General features: G+C 47.1%; 22 protein-coding genes. 12 read left to right on the top strand and 10 right to left on the bottom strand.

The genetic code is table 11. From position 1 onward, the window contains the following. Positions 1-172: 172 nt before the first annotated feature. Both MKX75_RS02145 and MKX75_RS02140 read left to right on the top strand, forming a co-directional pair. Positions 173-763, top strand: coding sequence for a DUF5317 domain-containing protein (locus MKX75_RS02145; protein WP_339168211.1), 591 nt, complete (start codon positions 173-175; stop codon positions 761-763). A 532-nt stretch (positions 764-1,295) separates the two neighbouring features. Beyond that, the gene (locus MKX75_RS02140) at positions 1,296-3,128 is read left to right on the top strand and encodes a diguanylate cyclase (RefSeq protein ID WP_339168209.1); all 1,833 of its coding nucleotides are present in this window, start codon (positions 1,296-1,298) and stop codon (positions 3,126-3,128) included. A gap of 133 nt (positions 3,129-3,261) precedes the next feature. On the opposite strand, the gene MKX75_RS02135 is transcribed toward MKX75_RS02140, so the two are convergent. Beyond that, positions 3,262-3,429: a hypothetical protein gene (locus MKX75_RS02135; RefSeq protein ID WP_167350943.1), complete on the bottom strand. Its 168-nt coding sequence runs from the start codon at positions 3,427-3,429 to the stop codon at positions 3,262-3,264. A 305-nt stretch (positions 3,430-3,734) separates the two neighbouring features. Between MKX75_RS02135 and MKX75_RS02130 the strand changes: the two genes are divergently transcribed. The 4 genes from MKX75_RS02130 to MKX75_RS02115 all read left to right on the top strand — a co-directional run bounded on the left by MKX75_RS02130 (position 3,735) and on the right by MKX75_RS02115 (position 8,415). Then, a complete protein-coding gene (locus tag MKX75_RS02130) occupies positions 3,735-4,565 on the top strand; it encodes a histidine kinase (RefSeq protein WP_339168207.1) in 831 nt (276 codons plus the stop codon). A gap of 1 nt (position 4,566) precedes the next feature. Then, entirely contained in the window at positions 4,567-5,223 is a 657-nt protein-coding gene (locus tag MKX75_RS02125; protein WP_062837186.1) for a response regulator transcription factor, read from the top strand. Between the two features lie 198 nt (positions 5,224-5,421). Beyond that, positions 5,422-7,137 (top strand): copper resistance protein CopC, encoded by a 1,716-nt coding sequence (locus MKX75_RS02120; protein WP_339168205.1) that lies wholly within the window; start codon positions 5,422-5,424, stop codon positions 7,135-7,137. 501 nt (positions 7,138-7,638) lie between these two features. Next, entirely contained in the window at positions 7,639-8,415 is a 777-nt protein-coding gene (locus tag MKX75_RS02115; protein ID WP_339168204.1) for a YcnI family protein, read from the top strand. Positions 8,416-8,648: 233 nt separating this feature from the next. Here MKX75_RS02115 and MKX75_RS02110 read toward each other — a convergent pair whose 3' ends face one another. The 4 genes from MKX75_RS02110 to MKX75_RS02095 all read right to left on the bottom strand — a co-directional run bounded on the left by MKX75_RS02110 (position 8,649) and on the right by MKX75_RS02095 (position 12,217). Beyond that, entirely contained in the window at positions 8,649-8,921 is a 273-nt protein-coding gene (locus MKX75_RS02110) for a hypothetical protein (protein ID WP_264933465.1), read from the bottom strand. Positions 8,922-8,974: 53 nt separating this feature from the next. Beyond that, positions 8,975-10,264, bottom strand: coding sequence for a hypothetical protein (locus tag MKX75_RS02105; RefSeq protein ID WP_339168203.1), 1,290 nt, complete (start codon positions 10,262-10,264; stop codon positions 8,975-8,977). A 31-nt stretch (positions 10,265-10,295) separates the two neighbouring features. Then, complete coding sequence (locus MKX75_RS02100; protein WP_264933461.1) at positions 10,296-10,577, bottom strand: hypothetical protein; 282 nt, start codon at positions 10,575-10,577, stop codon at positions 10,296-10,298. A 383-nt stretch (positions 10,578-10,960) separates the two neighbouring features. Then, a complete protein-coding gene (locus MKX75_RS02095) occupies positions 10,961-12,217 on the bottom strand; it encodes a DUF445 domain-containing protein (protein WP_145152139.1) in 1,257 nt (418 codons plus the stop codon). 333 nt (positions 12,218-12,550) lie between these two features. Between MKX75_RS02095 and MKX75_RS02090 the strand changes: the two genes are divergently transcribed. Continuing rightward, a complete protein-coding gene (locus MKX75_RS02090) occupies positions 12,551-13,378 on the top strand; it encodes an aldo/keto reductase (protein WP_339168201.1) in 828 nt (275 codons plus the stop codon). Between the two features lie 86 nt (positions 13,379-13,464). On the opposite strand, the gene MKX75_RS02085 is transcribed toward MKX75_RS02090, so the two are convergent. After that, the gene (locus tag MKX75_RS02085) at positions 13,465-13,926 is read right to left on the bottom strand and encodes a cupin domain-containing protein (protein ID WP_062837177.1); all 462 of its coding nucleotides are present in this window, start codon (positions 13,924-13,926) and stop codon (positions 13,465-13,467) included. 257 nt (positions 13,927-14,183) lie between these two features. On the opposite strand from MKX75_RS02085, the gene MKX75_RS02080 reads away from it, so the two are divergent. After that, the gene (locus tag MKX75_RS02080; RefSeq protein WP_339168199.1) at positions 14,184-15,035 is read left to right on the top strand and encodes an AraC family transcriptional regulator; all 852 of its coding nucleotides are present in this window, start codon (positions 14,184-14,186) and stop codon (positions 15,033-15,035) included. Between the two features lie 170 nt (positions 15,036-15,205). Here the strand turns inward: MKX75_RS02080 and MKX75_RS02075 are convergent, their stop codons facing one another. Continuing rightward, on the bottom strand, positions 15,206-16,819 hold the full coding sequence (locus MKX75_RS02075) for a glycoside hydrolase family 28 protein (protein WP_339168197.1): 1,614 nt from the start codon (positions 16,817-16,819) through the stop codon (positions 15,206-15,208). A 454-nt stretch (positions 16,820-17,273) separates the two neighbouring features. Between MKX75_RS02075 and MKX75_RS02070 the strand changes: the two genes are divergently transcribed. From MKX75_RS02070 to MKX75_RS02055, 4 genes are all read left to right on the top strand, one after another. Continuing rightward, the gene (locus tag MKX75_RS02070; protein ID WP_303048971.1) at positions 17,274-18,026 is read left to right on the top strand and encodes an amino acid ABC transporter ATP-binding protein; all 753 of its coding nucleotides are present in this window, start codon (positions 17,274-17,276) and stop codon (positions 18,024-18,026) included. Positions 18,027-18,065: 39 nt separating this feature from the next. Beyond that, positions 18,066-18,896, top strand: a complete 831-nt coding sequence (locus tag MKX75_RS02065) for a transporter substrate-binding domain-containing protein (protein WP_339168195.1) — start codon at positions 18,066-18,068, stop codon at positions 18,894-18,896. Positions 18,897-18,998: 102 nt separating this feature from the next. After that, positions 18,999-19,721 carry an amino acid ABC transporter permease gene (locus MKX75_RS02060; protein ID WP_062837173.1) on the top strand — a complete coding sequence of 241 codons (723 nt, stop codon included), beginning with the start codon at positions 18,999-19,001 and terminating at the stop codon, positions 19,719-19,721. An 84-nt stretch (positions 19,722-19,805) separates the two neighbouring features. Next, positions 19,806-20,456: an amino acid ABC transporter permease gene (locus MKX75_RS02055; RefSeq protein WP_076332613.1), complete on the top strand. Its 651-nt coding sequence runs from the start codon at positions 19,806-19,808 to the stop codon at positions 20,454-20,456. Between the two features lie 149 nt (positions 20,457-20,605). Here the strand turns inward: MKX75_RS02055 and MKX75_RS02050 are convergent, their stop codons facing one another. The 3 genes from MKX75_RS02050 to MKX75_RS02040 all read right to left on the bottom strand — a co-directional run bounded on the left by MKX75_RS02050 (position 20,606) and on the right by MKX75_RS02040 (position 21,838). Continuing rightward, the gene (locus MKX75_RS02050; protein ID WP_062837171.1) at positions 20,606-20,794 is read right to left on the bottom strand and encodes an aspartyl-phosphate phosphatase Spo0E family protein; all 189 of its coding nucleotides are present in this window, start codon (positions 20,792-20,794) and stop codon (positions 20,606-20,608) included. 309 nt (positions 20,795-21,103) lie between these two features. Continuing rightward, entirely contained in the window at positions 21,104-21,628 is a 525-nt protein-coding gene (locus tag MKX75_RS02045; RefSeq protein WP_339168194.1) for a pyruvate kinase, read from the bottom strand. Between the two features lie 36 nt (positions 21,629-21,664). Next, positions 21,665-21,838 (bottom strand): aspartyl-phosphate phosphatase Spo0E family protein, encoded by a 174-nt coding sequence (locus MKX75_RS02040; protein WP_339168193.1) that lies wholly within the window; start codon positions 21,836-21,838, stop codon positions 21,665-21,667. Between the last annotated feature and the right edge of the window lie 89 nt (positions 21,839-21,927).

Genomic DNA, 21,927 nt, shown 5'->3' with positions numbered 1-21,927 from the left:
TCACAAGGGTTTCGACCTCTGGATTCGTAAAGACGGTTTTTTGTTCAGCATTTTGCAAATTTCTTCTAAAAAATCATTTTTCTCATGCAGGAATTACCAATATAAGGTCGAATCCTATATGTACACAAACACGCAATTACATTGCATATCTCCGCACGAACAGGAGTTACTCATGGTATATGACGGTATTCTACTCGGCTTGATCGTTGGATTTTTTCGGGGCGGGTTGAAGCATGGGCTCAACCAGTTTGCAGCACTCAAGCTAAGAAGTGGTTGGATTTTCCCTGTGTTGCTACTTATCCAGTTCTTTATTTTCTATTTGCAGGAACGATTCGAATGGGTGGCTTCCATCAATGGTTACCTCTTTGCTGCCGTCTACATTACAGGGCTCGCATTTCTATGGCTCAACAGGCATCATACCGGTTTCATGCTCATCTGGATTGGGGTCTTTCTTAATTTTGCCGTGATGGCTGTCAACGGTGGGCGCATGCCGGTTTCTGTGGAAGCTTCCGCTGTGTTGGGACCGTATTATGTAGACATGCTTCGGGAAGGCGGAGCCATATCGAAGCATTTCATGATGGATGCGTCTACACACCTGCCTTTTCTCGGTGATATCATCCCACTGTCCAGCCCTTATCCACGGACTCAGGTGATTAGCATCGGTGATGTGGTCATGAACGTTGGCATATTCCTATTTATCCAGTACATGATGGTGAGTCGGGATAAAAAGGCTGTACAACCGGCTAAAACTCATCAGGCTTGAAGAAGATCAGTCAGACTCCAAGGAAGGGAGGTCTCCTCCATGAAAAAATTTGAAGGTGTGAAATATTCCCGCATTGTCATCAACGCAATCATCGTGGCTTCTGTCGTTGTGGCATTAACTTCGGGATACAAGCTGGGCGGCTAGTATCCATACCGCCAAACAAGACAAACAGGCTGCCCGCGGCCTGTTTTTTCTTTCTGGATTTTTGGTAGTCAACTTGATATGTTATACATCTATATAGTATACCTCTATACAAGAACACCAATTATATATTGAACTGAACATTTACACGAGAACGGAGAGGACAGAAATAACCTGAAGAAGCGAAGCGTTCGCCTAAAAGCTTTCTAAAAGAAAGCTACATCGGAAGCATATGCTATCCCGGGATTTTCCCTTTTGGAAAAGAAATCAAAAAATCTGGGGATAACAGCGATCGGAAGGTTGTTCTGTCATCGAAGTGTAAGTGTTAATACCTATCAGCTCAATTTATATACACATCAAGAGTAGACTAAACCCAAGCAGGAGATTTTTTATGAACTTTATTCGTAACCTTATCCATAAGGCAGATCGAAGCAGTCTGTATGTTATTTTGCTTAGCTGCACCGGTATCGGTGTTTTTCTGTACATGAACAAATGGTCTTATCTTCATCTATCTACGTCTGATTGGGTTATGGTCTACACCATGCTGGGTGCGGCGTTGATTCTGGATTATTTCACGTTCCAGATTCCACCCAAAGGCAATCAGCAATCCATGGACTCATCGGTGTACCTTGCCTGTATATTCATGTTTGGCGGAGCGTTCAGTCTGTCCGTGCTGCTCCCAGTGTCCATCATTCTGCTCATCAAAGAGCGCAAGCTCACCTGGTGGAAACACATTGTCAACTTCAGCATCTACAGTCTCATGATTACAGGAGCAGCTGCCGTGTTTGAGTGGACGGGTGGTCAATCGGGTACGTTAAATGGATATAACCTGTTTCCTTATTTCGCAGCGCTCGCAGCCTACTTCATTATTAACACGATCACGCTCGGCTTGTTCTTTCATTTCTCGACGAAGGATGCATTACAGCAGATGAAGCGGGCATTCGTTACCGAATCCCTGCTGGTTTATCTGTGTACGCTGATTCTGGCGCTTGTCCTGACCATTCTGGTTGTGCACAATGGCGTACTTGGCCTGTTGTTGTATCTGAGTCTTAGCATTCTGCTCTCCCATGCATTCAGACAGTTGTTCGTGATGTATCAGACGATTGAGGAAAAGGCCAACACGGATCAACGTACGGGTCTGTTCAACCATAGTTATTTCGAAAGCATGTTAGAAAGTGAACTGAGTAACGCTCGAACGCAAGGAACCCCGCTCTGTCTGGGACTACTAGATATCGATGATTTCAAAAAGTATAATGACCGGTTTGGTCACCTTCAAGGTGACAGCCTGTTAGCCCTGCTGGGGGATTTTCTGATGCGAAAGACGGAAGGTACACCTGTTACCGCCTTTCGTTATGGCGGAGAAGAGTTCACGTTGCTCATGCCAGGCATGGAGCTGGACGAATCCTACAAGTTCATGAACAAGCTGCGCAAGCAACTGAACGATACACCGTTTGAAGGCGTTGAAGTGTTTCCGCACGGTTGTCTCTCCTTCTCGGGCGGCGTCGCACCCTATCAGGTGGATATGTATAACAAATCCCAGCTCGTGGATCAAGCCGATAAAGCACTGTATTATGCGAAGAAACAAGGCAAGAACAACGTGCACCGTCACGGCAGTAATGATGGTATGGAGCACGAGATTGATCTGGTACAGGATGTTCGTGACATCGAGCAGCAGCTCAATCTGTTCAGATACAAGGATATGGATACGTTCAAACATTCCAAACGGGTTTATAAATACGCACTGGATATCAGTGAATTGCTCAAGCTGGACAATGCAGAGAAACGGCGTTTCGTGTTGGGGGCATTAATTCATGACATCGGCAAACTGGAGATTCCCTGGTCCATTCTGAACAAGAAGGACAAGCTCACCGCAGAAGAATGGGAAACAATCAAAGGGCATGTCACTTGGGGCAAAAAAATGGTGATCACGAACGATCGCTTCGCCGATCTGATTCCTTATATTGAGCTGCATCACGAGCGCTATGATGGCAAAGGCTATCCTTATGGTCTGAAGGGTAACGAGATTCCTCGGCTATGCCGGATGTTGACCGTCATCGACTCCTTTGATGCCATGACGACAGAACGCCCGTATCAGGAGACGAAGAATGTGAAGGAAGCCATTCGGGAGCTACGCGCATGTTCGGGATCACAATTCGATCCGGAGCTTGCGGAGTTGTTCATTCGATATATTGAGAAAAGAACCGCTCAGCAACAGTTGCTGTAAGATGAACGAAGCTTCTTCTATATCCCCTTAAAAAGTCAAAGCGCTATCCCCGGTCTGATCGGAGATAGCGCCATTTTCATTTTCATGGAATGAATCGTACACCAGACAACTTCATTCTCGTGCAGATTCTACATTAAGATTTGGTATTCATCTCATGTGAGGTCTGATGCAGCTCTTTAATCATCTGCTGCAAAAACATGTTGTCTTGGCGACTGATACCGTGCTGATTGTCTTGAACAAGCATCTGATGAATGTTCTTTTTGAGCAATTCACTGCGACGTTCCAATACTTCTTGACTCATGTTGTTGCGTCACTCCTTAACATGTTTTGTAATGAATTCACGTTCTATATTAAGTATAGAGGACCTTCTCCGATAGGGAAAACGGACTCAGCCTTCCTCAGCTGGATACACCAACCCTCACCTAGCGTGACAACATTTCACCCCTTGTCGTTCTTAGATATCCTTCTAAATACTCCCTGATCCTCCCCAGGTTTCTCCAAAGACACAGACTAGGGTCTTGGACAAGCTTGCGTTATAATGGTCCCATCCCTGCATAATTAAAGTACGTTATTCAGCTAATCCTAGATCAAAGGAGTTCTGCATTCATGTCCTATAAACAAATCAAATGGATGATTCTGCTGATCCCCACATTCACAGTAGGCATCTGGGAATATATTCGCCATCAGTTCCTGATGCCGTACCTTTCGATGGATGCCGGAAACTGGTTAACGCCCGTCATCGTTTACCTCGTGAGCGTGACTCTGCTCAGCAGATTGTTCCGCATGCTTGAAGGCGCCAGGGCTGCTCTGGAGCAAGAGCGGGCTGCCAAAGCCGCACTGGAAGCCCGAGATCAATTGGCACGAGAGCTTCACGACGGCATATCCCAATCCCTTTTCCTTCTATCGGTAAAGACGGATAAAGCGGGCCGCAGTCTGGCCGGAAGCGGACATGAGCATGAGATCCAGGAGATTCAAAAAACGGTGCATGAAGTCAATACATATGTGAGGCAAGCCATTGCCCAGTTGCGTTATGTTCCCTCCTCTACGGCGGCACCCGAGATTATCTCACTGCATGCGCAGGTTGAAGTGCTCGTCAAGGAGACAGTACCTGGTGCACAGATTCACTGGGATCTAAGCGGTGTAACGTTCACTGCCAAGGAGCAAGTGGAACTGCTGGCCTGTATCCGGGAGGCTTTACTAAATGTACGCAAACATGCGCAGGCTACCCGCGTACAGATTCATGCGGAGGGTAACCCGATTGCCTGGTTCATTTATATTCAGGATAATGGGAATGGACTAAGTGGAGATCCTCTTCATCTGAAGGATCGGTACGGACTGCGAATTACGAAAGAGCGTGCTGCCGAGATGGGTTGGTCTTTTACCCTCGATTCAAGACCGGGGCATACACGAATGACGATTGGAAAGGAGCATGCCTAACATGGAACATGTACGTGTATTGGTTGTTGATGATCATGCGCATGCGCGTGAAGCGATCTGTAGCATTTTATCCGAGGATAGTCTGTTTGAAGTGATTGGTACAGCTTCGAATGGACAGGAAGCGTTGGAGTTAACCGGACAATGGATGCCTGACCTGATCCTGATGGACGTGCAGATGCCTGACATGGATGGGCTGGAAGCTACCCGTCAGATCAAGCTGCGCTTCCCTTATGTTATTATCGTTATGGTCACGGTATCCGATGATGTGACCTTTCTGTTCGAAGCACTGAAACAAGGCGCTCAAGGATATTTGCTGAAAAATCTAACGCCTTCCACCTGGCTGGAGTACCTGCGCGCCATCGTCAGTGACGATGCACCACTTAGCAAAGAACTGGCCTACCGGATTTTGCAGGAGTTTCCCGCGCCACGCAGTGAAGATGTGCAAGATAACCCGCTCACGGCACGGGAGCTTGAGATATTGCAATGGGTATCCGCAGGATATACCAATCGGGAGATCGCCGATCAGCTCGGCATTTCCGACCAGACGGTGAAGAATCATTTGAAAAACATTTTGCAGAAGTTGCAGCTTGAAAATCGGGTACAACTTACCCGCTATGCACTAGAGAGCGGGCTGGCAGGGCGCAAGCTTCGCAAATAAACTCGCTGCTTCGAAATGGAATGCATAGGTGCGGAATGTCATAGCATTCATGCTTTTGTCACAATTATGCAGACCAAATCGTTTTTTTATAGCCCAATGTAGTCATACGCAGTCATTTTGGACAAAGTTATAATGGGTTAGATTGTGTTCCAAACGCCATGAGTGACTATAAATCTATAACCTGAGGGTGATGATTTTTTGATTTTTACAAGCTTTACCCTGAAATGGGGCAAACGGCACTGGGCATTAGTCACCTGCCTGATGCTCGTGTGCTGCCTTGTTATGCCACAGTGGGCATCTGCCCATGCTTATATTGTTAAGGCTTCGCCTGGAGAGAACGAGATACTCGTAACTGCTCCGGAGCGGCTGACGCTGGAGTTCAACGAATCCTTGCAGACGGCCTTTTATGATATCAAAATTACCGGACCTGACGGCACTCAGGCAGACGATGGAAAGGTGCAGATTGATGCGGGTCGCCCTCATATTCTGGAGACTGGCCTGCAGACCGGACTTGGCAACGGAACATATGCCGTCAACTGGAAGGCTGTATCTGCCGATGGGCATCCGATTCAGGGAGTGTATGTTTTCCATATCGGTGAACCTTCCGGATCGCCTGCCGGGCTGAGTGATCTTACATCCGGTTCCGGTTCAACAGGTGGACCGCTGAAATGGATCGTATCCCTAACCGACTGGATTCAGTATCTCGGACTTTCTGTCATTCTGGGTACACTCGCGTTCATGTTGCTGCGGATCGCTCCGACTTCCATGACAAGAGAACCTATGGACGTTCCGGGGAGCTACAGACTGTTGTGGATCAGCTATGCTGCCGCTTCTTTTGCCGCTCTGGTCAGCCTTCCACTGAACACGTTATACGAATCTGGCGTGGCGCTGGGTGAGCTGAGTTGGGGACTGATCGGAAGTGCGCTCAAGCTGACATCCTTTGGCCAGATCTGGATGGTACAGATGCTGGTCGTGATGCTGCTGGCAGTCACCATTCTATCTGGATATGATCGGGATCGCTCCATCCGTGTGCGCATCTGGTCTTCCTATGGCTCACTTGTGCTCGTGCTCGGCTGGTTGTTCACACATGCCATGACAGGACACCCGGCTGCTGCCGATCAACGCGGACTCGCCATTACCATGGATTTCGTGCATCTGATCGGTGCCGCTTTCTGGATTGGCGCATTGACGGCCATGGCGATATGTCTGCCTCCACTGGCGGATAAGCTGCCATCGAAGGTTCGAGGAGAAGTATACTGGGTTGCCATTCGCAGGTTTACCGCCTGGGGGATTGGCGCCGTAGCCGCTCTGGTCGCTACAGGAATATACAGCAGTCTCATTATTCTGCCTGCACCCGTGCTGACCTCCTTGTTCACTACAGCCTATGGTCTTGTCCTGATCGGCAAGATTGTCCTGCTAATTGTGATGCTTGTCTTCGCATGGCGTCATGCCAGACTGGCAAGAGCAGCAACGGGAAGCAGATTATCCGGTAGCCTGAAAGCCGAGCTTGCCACCGGCGCTGTAATTCTCGCTCTGGCTGCCGTGTTGACCCACCTGTCTCCGGGGCAACCAGCAGCAATCGGACCGTATCAGGAGACAAAGACTACAGAAGATGGCTCAGCGATCACACTTCAGGTGAGTCCCAATGTAACGGGAGAGAACCAATTTGAAGTGGACGTCAAAAGTGCAGATGGTAGTATCGTCAATGATCTGGAACAGATCACCCTGTCACTCACACATCTGGACATGGATATGGGGATCTATGAGATCACCATTCCGAAAAATGACACCGGCGTGTACAAGGCTGAAGATTACATCTCCATGCCTGGACGCTGGAATATCAAGGTACATCTTCTGACCAAAACGTTGGATGCACTAGATGCCGAATTCGAGATCGACACCGCCAAGCCATAGTTACACAACGTTCAGATTGAAAAGTGACCCAATCTAAAATTAGTGTTTCTACAAACTGCAAATGTAGTGAAGGAAACGAAATTGATTCTGGAGAAGCGTAGCACTCGCCTTTATTCCGGGATTTCAACTTATTACTATTTAAATTGAACTATTATTTACACTGAAACGGAGAGGACAGAAAAAACCTGAAAAAGCGAAGCGGTCGCCTAAAAGCTTTCTGAAAGAAAGCTACATCGGAAGCATACGCTATCCCCGGATTTTCCCCTTTGAGAGAAGGGAATCGAAAAATCTGGGGATAACAGCGATTGGAAGGTTATTCTGTCATCGGAGTGCATGTGTAAACCATCTTAAGTTCAATTTATATATTTGAATCAAAAAAAACCGGGAATAACGGTGATCGAAAGACCATTCGTAACCGAAACGGCCTTTGCAGAACGTAGACACTCATTTAAGAAAATGGGCCGCATCATATATGATAAGAACTGAGAGGGGTTATTTATTTTGAAGAAAACATCATGGATTTCCAAACTAACATCCACTATCGCAACAGGTACCGCAGCATTCATGTTATTCGCCGGATTCGCGAGCGCTCACGTTACCGTTAGCCCATCCGTTGCACAGACAAGCGCATGGCAGACGTACACCATTAAGATTCCATCCGAGAAGGAACTGCCTACGACCAAAATCACGATGAAAGTTCCAGAAGGTGTTGCATTCAAGCAATACCAACCACTGGCAGGCTGGAAAATCACCACCGAGAAGAACGATTCCAATGAAGTAACATCGATTACGTGGGAAATTGACGGCGATAACGAAGGAATTCTGGCAGGACAATTCCAGCAGTTCAACTTCGTTGCACAGAACCCAACGGCTGAAGCTGAAGTGGCTTGGGATGCGTTCCAATACTACAGCGACGGCAGCATCGTAGAATGGACAGGCCAACCAAGTGACTCCAACCCGCACAGTATTACAACGATTAGCGAAGATCCAGCTGCTGCTGGTAATGCTGCGGCAGGTGGAGGTCATGCCAACGATGGACATGATAGTGCAGGTACAGAAGGAGCCGCTGGGGATAATGCAGCTACCGACGATAGCAAAGCAAACGATGACACCACACTCGGCGATGCACTCAATGACACCGTTACAGGTGAGCCGAACAACACGGATACAGACCCGGGTACGCTGAAGCTTCAACAAGCAACATTGATCGTATCCATTCTGGCCCTGATCTTGTCCTTCTTGGGGATCGCGTTGGCTACACGTCGCAAAAAACGTTAAGAACTAACGTGCAGCAATTTACGCTCACTTAAGAAGAGTTCAGATAACAAAAAAGCCTATGGCATACGGGTTCAAACCCGATGTGCCATAGGCTTTTTTAGCTATCATGATCTTGATTGACTACTCATGTTCTTTACGATCCGTGGTTTATGCGCTCAAGCAATGCCTCTCCACTGTCACACTCATCTTAACGCTGATTGCCATCCGCAATATGACATCAGCCTTACCACTCTTTAGCGTTGCTGATCCGTCTGGATCATAATCTCAATGTATTGCAGCAAGCTTTTCTTCTGCTGTTCGATGGATTGAATACGTCTGGACAGGCCCGCAAAAAACTCTTCAATCTGCTGCCTTGTATGATCTGCAGACTGCCCTTTCCAATCATTCAGGCGACTGTATAGCGCCCTCGCTTCCTGTTCATCGGCTTGCAGACGGGCAAGCAGCTGTGTCAGTTCTTTTTCCGCAATCCGAAGATCATTCAATTCCACCAGCAATTGTCCACCCACTCGTGTTCCCTCCCCCTATGTACGTGATATCAACGCTAACCTAGGAATCCTAATTAAAAATGAACCGGACTTTCGTCCGCCTGCCGGAAGGCATCCGCCTTCTCATCGATAAAGTTCAGGAACTGGCTGGTGTGTTTCATATGCCATGTGCCAAGCTCATGAATGGACGCGTCCAATTGGGTGACAATTGGCTCCAGTCTGCGACTGCGGCTCGTATGCAGGTATTGAGCCATTCGGCTTCGGACCTGATTCAGCTCCGCATTACATTGCTGTGCATTTTGCTTCCACCGGGATGCGACACTCTTCAGTTCTTCCGGCGTTACCTGAATCAGACCGGAAACTCCTCCCACGGCACCCACACCTGCAACCATCTTACTGGTCTGCACTCCAAAACTACGCATAATATCTGCAAGCTCCGTCATGATATTGGAAGGCTCACGAGGCGTTTTATTGATTTTTTCACCCGTGGTAGGGTCGTACAGATCATTGGAAATATAACCATTCTCAAACTGATACTGCTTCAGGTCGTGGTATTCCTTTCCACCAAAGGTGTTATTGATCTTATCCAACATGCTCATGCTGCCGTTCATGTCTTCATAATTGGAGTTGATGTAATACATGGAACCAACATGGCGATCATATCCACCAAAGAATCCACTGGCAACAAAGTCACCCGGGTGACCGAAATTTGTGATCTGACTATCGAATCCACCCTCTTCTGCCTTACGTTTCAGTGATGGAGTCAAGCTGGATATGACAGATGGCGCACTGAAGGTTACTGCTGTCATTCCCGTATGCGCTGCTGCATACTGGGCATTTCCGCCGCCTAGCGAATGACCGGTCAAGGAGAAGTCCAAATTCTTGTATTTGTTCTGCATATCCTTTGCGTAGTCTTCTGCTTCATACATTTGATTCGGAAAAGGATTCAACTTTTTATCAAGCTGTCGATCAAGCTCACCCACTGCATTATCCAAATGGGTCAGTCCGGTGACGTCTTTTACCTTTTGAATGCCACCTGATAACCAATCGGGTGTGAAATCGGTAGACTGTTCAATTTTTCTGCCCAGTTCCGGGATCGCAATCTGACCATCCGCCAGAAAATCAAGCCCTTTACGATCCCAGCCGGCACTTCCCTCCGTTCCCCGGTAAGAAATGACCGCCTGATCCGTTTCCGGATTATAGAAAGTTACTGCATCAAACCCGGAATAACCGTTACCATGCGTATCCTCAAGCACTTGCCATCCTGGCAGATTCGCATATTCGGTGCCTGCTTTAGCATTTTCGTAAGCCAGTTCCGACATCAGTCGGTATGTTTCATCATCAATTCGTGGTGTATCGCTCATGTTATGTTCACCTCCAAAGAATCAGTACAATCTACTTGGCAAAAGGATCATAGCCCTTCGCAATAATGGCTGCTTTGATCGCAGGACTCATACCAAAATTTTTGATTTTCTTATCGGTATAATCATATGAAATGGTAAACTCTTGTTCTTCTTGCTCGACCACGTGCCCTTCCATCGCAATAGAATCAAGTGCCATTTCGGGCAGTAACTCCTTGCTGGTAATAACAACATTGAGCTCATACTTGTCTTTGAAATAGTTTACTGCTTTTGTCTCTGCTTCCTGAAAAAGTGCCTGTTTCTCGCTTTCCTTCATGTCCTGACAACCTCCCAAAATAAAGATAGCTAGCGCAATTAAAAAGAATACACCTACCCTTTTTTGTATTGGCCCCATACCCATCACCTTCTTCTTATGATTTCAATGTATATGTGCACCCATAGAATCAGGAATATTCACTCATTCATGCCTTTATCTTGTGTTACCTGAATCATAGTACAAAATCAACATCGCCACATCGGCTGAGAGCATCGTTTTTATGTATCTTTCTTCCTAAATGATTCATATGCGTGTTCGCGTGTATATTACCCGATTTCTTGAATTTTGCATCATAATTCTATAGAGTATTGTGCTTTTTCCGATTCACGACAAAAAGAGCCTGCTCTTCGATAGAGCGGCCCTTTTTATGCCATGTTGAACTATTATGCCAATGCCATCTGCAGCGCAGTCAGCGCAATACCGATAACAAATCCCGTAACGGCTCCGTTGATCCGAATCCATTGCAGATCCTGTCCAACCTTATCCTCAATCATCGAAACCAAAGTGGCATTATCCATTTTGTCTACATTTTCGCGCACCAGTTTACCGATTTTGGAATGGTTTTTCTCCAGCAGTGTAGTAACGCCATCCACAATCTTGGCATTCATACCCGTCATCAACTCGTGATCTGCCCGCAGATCAACCAATACCCGCTCAATGGCAGGCAGTGCATACGTATCTACATACTGTCCATCTTCCATCGCGGCGAGCGCTTTATCTCTCAGTTCGGTGAGCTTGTTCAGCACGGTTTCCTCGGCGTTCCAGCCATCCAGCATATTGTTCTTCCAGCTGTTAATTCCATCTTGCACACTATCACTTATCGCGAGCCTTACGGTCTGGGTACGTACCAGATCCAGCACTTTGTACCTTAGCGCGCTACCTTCACGTTTCATATCCTCTACCCGATCGAAGAGATATCCTTGCAAAATGCCACCCAGGCGCTCCTCGTTCATGTAACCAAGGAATGCATTCATCGCAAACTGCATCAACCCGTTCATCTGAATACCGCTGATGGCTTTCATGCCGCTTTCACCCAAAAACATAATTGTCTCGGGCTTAACGAGCCACTCTTCGGCTTGCTTCAGTCCGTAGTCCAACGCTTTGGCGTCATAACCCCGCTCTGTCATCTGGTGAGCAGCCCGTTCCAGAATCGGTCCCAGATCAAAGGCGCCCGCCTGTGACTTGATCTCACGCGCTACAAGGGGAGCCATCTGCTCTAACGGCAGACCCGCCAGAATTCGTTTGCAGAGCGTATCAATCATCGTCTTGATCCCGTCATTGTGAAGCTCACGCGTCAATGTATCGAGCACCGTCTCTGCTGCTTTGAAATCTGCAATTTTCTCGGTAATGCTGTCTTTGTTGAGTAGGTTATTCTCTACTGCGGAGACCAGACCTTCGGTCATTTTATTCCGATTTTTTGGCAATAAAGCCGTATGCGGAATTGGGATACCCAGCGGGTGACGGAATAGCGCCGTAACTGCGAACCAGTCCGCCAGTCCACCCACGAGTCCCGCTTCAAATGATCCTACCAGCAACTTGCCCACGGGCACGCCTTGGAAAGGCAGGGATGCAGCAAATCCTGCTCCCATCACCACGAGAGACCAGGCTGCTGCTTTTTTGGTTTGTTTAGGTTTAGCCATTGTATTCTTGCTCCTTTATCGTTAATCGTACGGCCCGGCCTGTACTCGATTCCGCACTTCTTCGTTTCTTATGTAAAATCTCCAATAGCAAAATTTCGACTTCCATATATCGTATACTTCATCTTATCACCCACAAGCGTCAAAACCAAACCTCTGGTTGAAGAAAAAGCATAATCACGGCGTTTACTTTGCAAGATGAATCGTGATATTTTCCAATACAAGGAAGTTTTTAGTATAATCAATTAAGACGGCCCTTCGATATCGATTGGCCGCGGAACAGCAGGGTAATTACATAGTGGAACAATGGATCAATAAGAGGAGGAATTTCGGACCATGAAACACGTGCAGGACACAACCACGCTCTACAACGGAGTCAAAATGCCATGGCTGGGTTTTGGCGTATTCAAAGTTAAAGACGGAGACGAAGTCGTTCATGCTGTCAAAACGGCCATTCAAGCCGGGTACCGTAGTATCGACACAGCCAAAGCGTATAACAACGAAACAGGTGTTGCTCAAGGTATTCGTGAATCCGGAGTAGCCCGTGAGGATCTGTTCATTACCACTAAAGTATGGAATAGTGATCAGGGATATGAATCCACGCTCGCTGCCTTCGAAGCAAGCATGGAACGACTCGAACTGGAGTACCTGGATCTCTATCTTATTCACTGGCCCGTTAAAGGCAAGTACAAAGATACATGGCGAGCGCTGGAGAAACTTCATAAAGAAGGACGCATCCGCGCGATTGGCGTGAGCAATTTCCAGATTCACCATCTGGAAGACCTGATGATCGATGCCACGATCAAACCTGCGGTTAATCAGGTGGAGCTTCATCCGCTACTGATTCAAACCGAATTGCGGGAGTACTGCAACAAACATCAGATTCAGATCGAAGCATGGTCTCCGCTTGGGCAAGGCCATCTGATGGATCATCCGTTGCTGAAGGACATCGCCGCCAAATACAGCAAGTCCCCCGCACAAGTCATTCTGCGCTGGGATCTGCAGAACGGCATCGTGACCATACCGAAATCCGTTACGCCTGAGCGTATTCACGCGAATGCCGATCTCTATGATTTTGAATTAACTTCGGAAGAAGTAGAGCAGATTAACGGCCTGAACGAGAACAAACGCTTTGGTTCGGATCCAGACAACTTTAACTTCTAACTACATCATTCAAATAACTAAAAAATCCCGATTCGGATGCCTGAGCATCTCGGATCGGGATTTTCATTTCTCATATCAAGTATTTACTATTCGCCTTTGGATACCAGCTTGAAATCATCAAAGTGGAACCCTGGCGCTACCACGCAAGTTACCAGTACAGGCTCATCGCCCAGCGGGCGTGCTGTCTGCCATACACCAGCGGGAACGAGCACCTGTGGTGATTGTCCTGCAGCAATATCCATTCCCAGAACAAGAACTTCCTCGTTCTCCGGGTTCTCCCCGTTGCCGCCCAGCTTCAGTTCAACCGGACTGCCGCTGTGCCACAGCCAAAGTTCATCGGACAGAACCGTATGCCACTCGGAGATCTCATGTGCGTGCAGCAAGAAATATGTGGAACTTGCCGAGAATCGTGGGCCGGAGTATGTATCCGGCAGAACGGATTGTGGAATCTGATAGGATGCCTTCCATTCTTCCTTATACCAACCGCCTTCAACGTGAGGCTGCATATTGAGCGCAGCAACCAATGGCGATAATTCATGTGTCGTCATAACCTGTTTCCTTCCTTCCAAATCATAGTCGAGACACTCCTTAACCAGAGTTTTGCCTCTCTCCCCCTACTCTAAAACATCATTCAAGTTTTGTCACCTTGACAGCGCACATGGGCCATGCCAGATTCGTTCTCCCGGTATTTAACGATATGATTAAAGAAATATTTCATTTCCAATGATAGCGTTTACAAAAAGATGGATTTTCCGTTATGATATGGATATCGTTGTTAATCCGTGAAGCAGAGGGGTGCTGTACCATGAGTCTCATAGAGGATCGGATTGGGCCCAAATATCGAATCGGGGAACATTCATTTACCATTGAACATATGCGCAGACAGGATGGGAACGGTATGCCACAGCCTCATGCACATCCATTCTACGAACTGTATTACCTGCTTGAAGGGGAACGGGTCTACTCCATGAATGGTCAGATTTTATCCGCCCGCAAGGGTGATTTTATTCTGATTAATCCACACGATGTACATACCACCTCCAAAGGAAGCATTCCCGGCTTTGAGCGGATTCTAATCGGTTTTTCGCCTGCTTTTGCGACGGGGATGGAACTCGGCATATGTGGTCTGCTGCCTTTTAATTGCTCAAGACTCCTTCGCCTGCCTGAAGCGGAACAGCCCGAGATGGAGCGTATATTGTGGCAGATGCTGCAGGAATGCAAAGAGCGCCGACCTCACTATGAGATTGCGGTCAGAAGTCTGCTTGCCCAACTTTTGATTCGTATTCATCGGGTGGAGGAGATCATCCGGCAGTCATGCCCAGGTCCGTTGCATCCGATGCAGGACAAAATCAGTGAAATTGTTACTTATGTGAATAAAAACTATACCGAACCACTTACGCTGGAGGGTGCAGCCAATCGTTTTTATATCAGTCCATCCTATCTGAGCCGGATGTTCAGCCGGTTTACCGGGTTTCGATTTAGCGAATATTTGCGTGTTGTTCGTGTCCGGGAAGCACAACGAAGATTGCTGTCCACACAAGAGCGTGTCCAGATGATCGCAGAGAAAGTAGGATTTGAGCATACGGCTCATTTTAACAAAACATTCAAACAGGTCACCGGTACAACACCGCTGCGCTATCGCAAGGAACACCGGTAGATCATTAAATAACATCATATAGAAGCCGAGTGGGTAGCCTTGCTCCAGAGATTACTCACCTCTTATAGCGAGAAGCGCCTTGGTTACTGGATCTATAGCTACGCCACTACGGCTGAATTAGACCAACTTATATAAACCTAATTACATACCGTTTACCTGTTACACACCTTTTACCTGCGAATGATCACACCACTTCGTACCTCAGGACCAACAGAGATCTGACGCCCATCTGTGTCGGCATCACCTTCACGACATACAATGCCTGCGGACTCGTGTCCGGTCACCATCAGAAGTCGCCCATCTGCCCCCTTACCCTGAATGCTCTCTAACTCTGCCCCTTTGCACTGATGCAAATGAATCAGCGGACCTTCCGTGATCTGCGCCTGTAATTCAGCGATATGCAGATGTTTCGCATGACCACATTGAACACCACTGCGGGCTTGCACGTTGTAGCGCTCGATTCTAACGCCATCCAAAGGCAACTCCGGCAACCCACTCACGAGCAATGCAGTGTCGGCACCGGCACAGACCACATCCGATATTCGAATATCCCGGAACATTGGCGTCTCTTCGCTAATCTCCTGAGACAGATCACTGCCCCGAGCAGACCCTTCCTGATTCGCATAGAAAAAGGAAAACGAGATCGCTTCCATAATGATATCTTTCATATATATGCGCTCGATCTGAATATCCTCTACCACCCCGCCGCGTCCACGTGCGCTTTTGAAGCGAAGTCCTATGTCCGTACCGATGAACGTACAATCCGACACACGCACATGCCGCACACCACCGGACATTTCACTGCCAATGACAAAACCGCCATGACCGTGATACACCGTGCAATCCCGAATGGTGATGTACTCGGATGGGAGACCCAGTTCACGACCTTCGGCGTCCTTGCCTGATTTCAGACAGATCGCATCATCACCGACATCGAATACACTCTTCTCCACCACCACATGACGGCAGGATTCAATGTCCAGCCCATCTCCATTCTGTGAAAACCATGGATTCCGTACACTCACGTTACGAATGGTTACATGCTCCGATGCCCATGGGTGTAGATTCCATGCAGGCGAGTTCTGGAACGTTGGACCGTCCAGCAATACCCGTTTGCATCTGCGCAAGCTGACCATGTTAGGGCGTAGAAAGTCTCTGACTTCTTCATAAGATGCCACGTCACGTACTTGCTCCTGATGCAAACGATTCGCAATGGTACCGCCTTCACGTGCAGATGCGGATGGCCACCAGATCTCTTCATCTCCACCGGATTGCTCAACAACGCCACCCGAGTCAACCAATCGGTTCCATTGTGAAGTGGTCATTTTGGAGCGTTTCACCGGACGCCACGCTTCCCCGCCACCATCCCATATTCCCTCACCAGTAATCGCAATATCCTCCAGCTGATCCCCATCGATCGGGGATTGGCATCGTACCACCTGCCAGCCTTCGAAGCTTGACGCAATTAATGGGTATTGATCAAAATCTCGGCTAAACGTCACCAGTGCCCCTGCTTCCACATGTAGTTCGATACGGCTACGCATTACAATCGGGCCTGTGAGCCATACCCCGGCAGGGATTACGATTCTGCCACCTCCTGCTTCGGCACATGACGCAATGGCAAGTCTGAACATCTCCGTATTATCCGTTACACCGTCTCCAACAGCTCCATAGTCTGTAATTTGAAATTCCTGAGCAGGAATGACAGGCAAATTAACTTCATAAGCTCGAACATCGGACTGGGCACTTGCTCCTGTCGATAATGGGGAGTGATATGTATTCATCGTGCAGAATCATCCTCTCTACTTGTAATGTATCGTTATGGGATCAATATTTCGTTACGACCTTCTTTTTTTACGTTCAGACGGGTGCTCTCCGCTCCATCATATCAATGGCATGATGCACAGGGTTGAGCTTTTTTGCCATGTACGGTTAGAACTTGATGGAATTTGTTCTGTTGATCAGAGTCATAAATCGAACATCACTTTCAGTATACTCTATACATCTATTCCAAAGGTTGGTAAATAACTAGGAGATTAGATTCATTTTTCTGTCAGGATTCGTCACAAGAGATTTAATAACTTGACAGATATATAACACAATTACTGGCTATAGCCCTAGAAATACCATTACTTATGTCATGTTTTATCACAAACCAATTGCCATAAGCAGGATGACTATGTATGATTAAATAACTAGTTTCAATTAATTCCTTATTATTCCTTTTCCACACAAACGTTGCAGAAAGGATGGGGTGTACTCTTGATTGAATTTAGGGGTGTCCAAAAGCATTTCGGTCATTTTCATGTCCTCAAAGATATCCATCTTCACATTGAAGAAGGAGAGGTCGTCGTCATTATCGGACCTTCCGGCTCCGGCAAAAGCACATTACTCCGCTGTATTAATCGCCTGGAGACCATTACCGAAGGTGAACTTGTCGTCAGTGGGATCCCTCTACATCAGAAAAAGGTGGACATTAACCTCTTCCGCCGTGACATCGGCATGGTATTTCAACACTTCAATCTCTATCCTCACAAAAAAGTCATCGATAACATTACCCTTGCACCCATGAAGGTGCGCAAACAACCCAAAGAACAAGCAGCATCAACAGCAATGAAGTATTTGACCCGGGTAGGCATTGCCGACAAAGCAGACAGTTATCCCTCCCAGTTGTCCGGTGGACAGCAACAACGGGTAGCCATCGCCAGGGGACTCGCCATGGAGCCCAAAATTATGCTTTTTGACGAACCCACCTCTGCACTCGATCCCGAAATGATCGGGGAAGTCCTCGATGTTATGCGCTCCCTTGCCCATAATGGCATGACCATGGTCGTCGTTACCCATGAGATGGGATTCGCCCGCGAAGTTGCGGACCGGGTCATCTTCATGGACGAAGGCCGAATTGTAGAAGAGGCCACCGCCGCTGAATTTTTTGACAACCCCAGAGAAGAACGAGCACAGCAATTCCTGAGCCGTCTGATTCATCATTGAGAATAATCCACTATTCCATTTTGAAAGGGGTCTTTATTCATGAAGAAATTATTGAAATGGCCATCATTTATGCTTATCCTCATTCTCTCGCTTGTATTGTCAGGTTGTAGTACAGGTACAGATACACCTTCTGCGAGCGGTGGTGGTGATGCCGAGACGAAAGGCACGATTGAGCAGATTAAAGAGCGCGGCAAACTCATTGCTGGCGTGAAATATGATACGAAGCTATTCGGATTGAAAGATCCCGCAAGTGGCAACGTTGAGGGGTTCGACATTGATATCGCCAAGGCACTCGCCAAACAAATTCTTGGAGATGAAACAAAGGTCGAGCTGAAAGAGGTCACTTCCAAGACGCGTATTCCCATGCTGCAAAATGGAGACATCGACATCATTATCGCCACGATGACGATTACGGATGAGCGTAAGGAACAGGTGGATTTCAGTGACGTTTACTTTGAAGCAGGGCAGTCCCTGCTCGTAAAAAATGATAGTGCGATTACTGGCCTGGAAAGCCTTAGCGGTGTGAAAGTGCTCGCGGTGAAAGGCTCCACATCCGCTCAGAACATTCGCGAGAAAGCCCCGGATGCTGAGGTGCTCGAATTCGATAACTATCAGGATGCATTCACCGCTCTCAAAGCCGGTAAAGGCGAAGCGCTGACCACAGATAACATCATCCTTATCGGTATGCAACAGACGGATAACAGCTTCCAACTGGTTGGCGGAAATTTCACAAGTGAACCCTATGGTATGGCCATTCGCAAAGGCGACACCGCCTTCGTCGAAGAGGTCAACACACTGCTCAAAAGCATGCAAGACAGCGGGGAATACGACACATTACATGAGAAATGGCTGGGCGCGAAGCCCGAGTAACCCCGATTAATGATGAGTAAGCGGCGACTTCGTCTGCTGGATGCGATGCATAAGCAGACGTAATCGCCGTTTCTACATCTGGAGAACGGAGGCTTCGCCTATATGGGCACATTGGATTTCAACGTACTGATGCGACACTCGGATCGGTTTCTGGAAGGTTTCCTGAACACCATTCAAGTGAGCATTATGGCTCTGATCGGCAGCTTTATCCTTGGCGCTATTCTGGCCATTTTTCGGATATCGCCTGTGAAACCGCTGAACTGGATCGGTACGGGGTTTGTGGAATTTATCCGGAACATCCCACTGCTGTTGGTTGTATTTTTCTTCTATCTTGGACTGCCTGCACTCGGCATTTCGCTGGATGGGTTTGTCTCCGGTACTCTGGGCCTAACCATCTACACGGCCGCTTTCATTGCTGAAGCGATCCGAGCGGGCATTCAGACTGTGCCGCGTGGACAGCTGGAAGCAGCAAGATCCTCCGGCTTGTCCTATGTACAGGCCATGAACCTGATCATTCTGCCTCAGGCCATCAAGATTGTGTTGCCGTCCATTGGCAACCAGTTCATCAACCTGGTTAAAAACTCATCCATTCTTGCCGTCGTCGCCGGCATGGATCTCATGTATTTTGCCGACCTCGTTAACTCGGATACGTTCCAGCCGCTAAGTGTGTACACCATTGTTGCGCTGTTCTATCTGGTGCTGACACTACCACTCAGCTTCCTGGTGCATTATATGGAGCGCAGGTTCGGGCAGAGCGATGCAGAGGCGCGTAGCACCAAGGGCAAACCAAAGAAGAACAAACCAGCAGGTCAGGTCACCATGTAACAGATCGACCTTTTTCTCGGTACAGATTTTTTGGGAGATATATCTGATATTTCATTCCTGCATACAGAAGGAGGCTAATAAAATATGGACTTTAGCGGGGCCTATGCCTGGCCCAACCTTCGTTTCCTGCTTCAAGGATTCCTGATTACCCTGCAGGTAGCAGGGCTGTCTATTGTATTCAGCTTCATGCTTGGCACTGTGCTGGGTACGTTGCGGTTTACCCGCATCCCCATTCTGTCGCAGATCGTGGCGGTGATTGTGGATACGATCCGGAATCTACCGCTGCTGCTCATCATTTTCTTCATCCACATCGTACTTCCACAACTCGGGATCAAAATGTCCGTCTTCTGGTCCACGGTCGTTGGACTGAGTCTGTTCGAAGGCGCGATGATCGCTGAGATCGTCCGTAGCGGTCTGAAGTCCGTTGAGCGTGGTCAGGTAGAAGCTGCCCGCTCCTCGGGCCTGAGCTACATGCAGACTCTCGGTGGCATCATCATGCCACAGGCACTACGCCGCATGTCTCCGCCGATGGTCAGCCAGTTCATTTCGCTTCTGAAGGATACATCACTGGCCATCATCATCTCCCTGCCGGAGCTGATGCACAACGTGCAGATCCTTGGCGGCCAAAGTTTCGATTACATCATCCCGGCCCTGCTGCTTGCAGCCGTACTATATTTTGTCATCAACTACGCGCTGTCCATTGTCGCAAGACGACTTGAGGCACGAATGAATTGAGACAGTCCAAAGACTCCAAATCCACTTCTACGTGGTTTTGGAGTCTTGTTTATCTTTATTAGCTCTATTGGCATTAGGCTTGGAACGAACGGAGCCTCTCTCCCATTCTATTCCGCCCCATATACTCCAACTAAAAACAACCGACTGCATTATGCAATCGGTTGCCTATTCATAAATCCGGTCTTATATTTAAAACGATTATACTCATTAATCAGTTCATCCAGTAGCATCGATTGTTGAAGGACTTTGTTGTCTTGCATGCCATGATTCTCCGCCAAACGACTTAACTCTTGCCTATTCCGTTCGATTTTATCTTTGATCTGCCTCGGTTCACTCATAGCATGCACCCCCTCTTTGTATAACATTTTAGGATACATTGCCAAAAAATTCATATTTTATTCCTTTGCAGAATAAAATATTTATTTACATCGAGATACTTTCAACATCAAGCATTTTGCATGGAGACATGAACTCTCCTCATCTCTACAAGATGTGGGCAAAGAAATTTATAGCATGTCTACATATCGTATTCAAGAAAGTTCAAATCAATTGACACCAAAGTGAGTCATGGACATATTATCATTTTTTCCCCACGTGTTTTTGGTACCTTTCTCTCCAAAAAGTTAATAACTTTATCAGAAAGTAATCTATTCATATAGATAATTATCATCACCGTTCTGCATGCCAAAATAACGAAGTCTGTATCCCTCTCGATAACGAGCACGCAATGGATTTATGAAGTAATCATTTTCAAACTCAATGTAACATGTTAAATAGAGCAGGATCAGATATTCCTCAAAACGCTGATTACCAAGAGTCATCTCACTCTCTTCCACTCCATAAAATACGCTGATTTCAAGATTTAATACAAGAGAAAATCCTCGCACAGTAGATTCAATTATCCATGCAAATTCTAGTGGCTCATGGATATCTTCATCCTTGTTCAGGCTAATTAATTGCTTAGTTCCCCTCTCATCCTTAAATACATAAGCTGCAACCGCCTGATCGAATCCGGCATAAGGGTCGTTACGCAAGTCGGAAAACTCCTCTAAATCGACCTTCTCAGCATAGTATTTCTCTGTTAGTCGTTCATGGATCTGCTCTAAAGTGAATGGATTAGGAATGTTTAACGTTATATATTTGTCATAAAGCTTTTGTATATCAATCTGCAATGGCGAATCCTCTTTTCGTTATGTCATATTTAATAACTACTTCCTTTTTAATTTATTCTTATTAAGATGAATATATCTATTAATCAGTTCATCTAGAACCCTAGACTGTTGAAGAACTTTATAGTCTTGCATGCCATGTTGCTCTACCAAGAGACGAAGATGTTGTTTACTCTGTTCTATTTGGTCTCTGATCTGTATCAGTTCACTCACAGCATGCCCCCCCTTTTTCAACCTATTCTAGGGTACATTCTCTAAACAATGGATAATCGAATACTTTGCAAAAATCTAAATCTCACCTT

Origin of the sequence: Paenibacillus sp. FSL R5-0341, from assembly GCF_037975235.1 — a bacterium.
Classification (GTDB): domain Bacteria; phylum Bacillota; class Bacilli; order Paenibacillales; family Paenibacillaceae; genus Paenibacillus; species Paenibacillus amylolyticus_A.
This window is presented reverse-complemented; position numbering and strand designations above follow the sequence as displayed.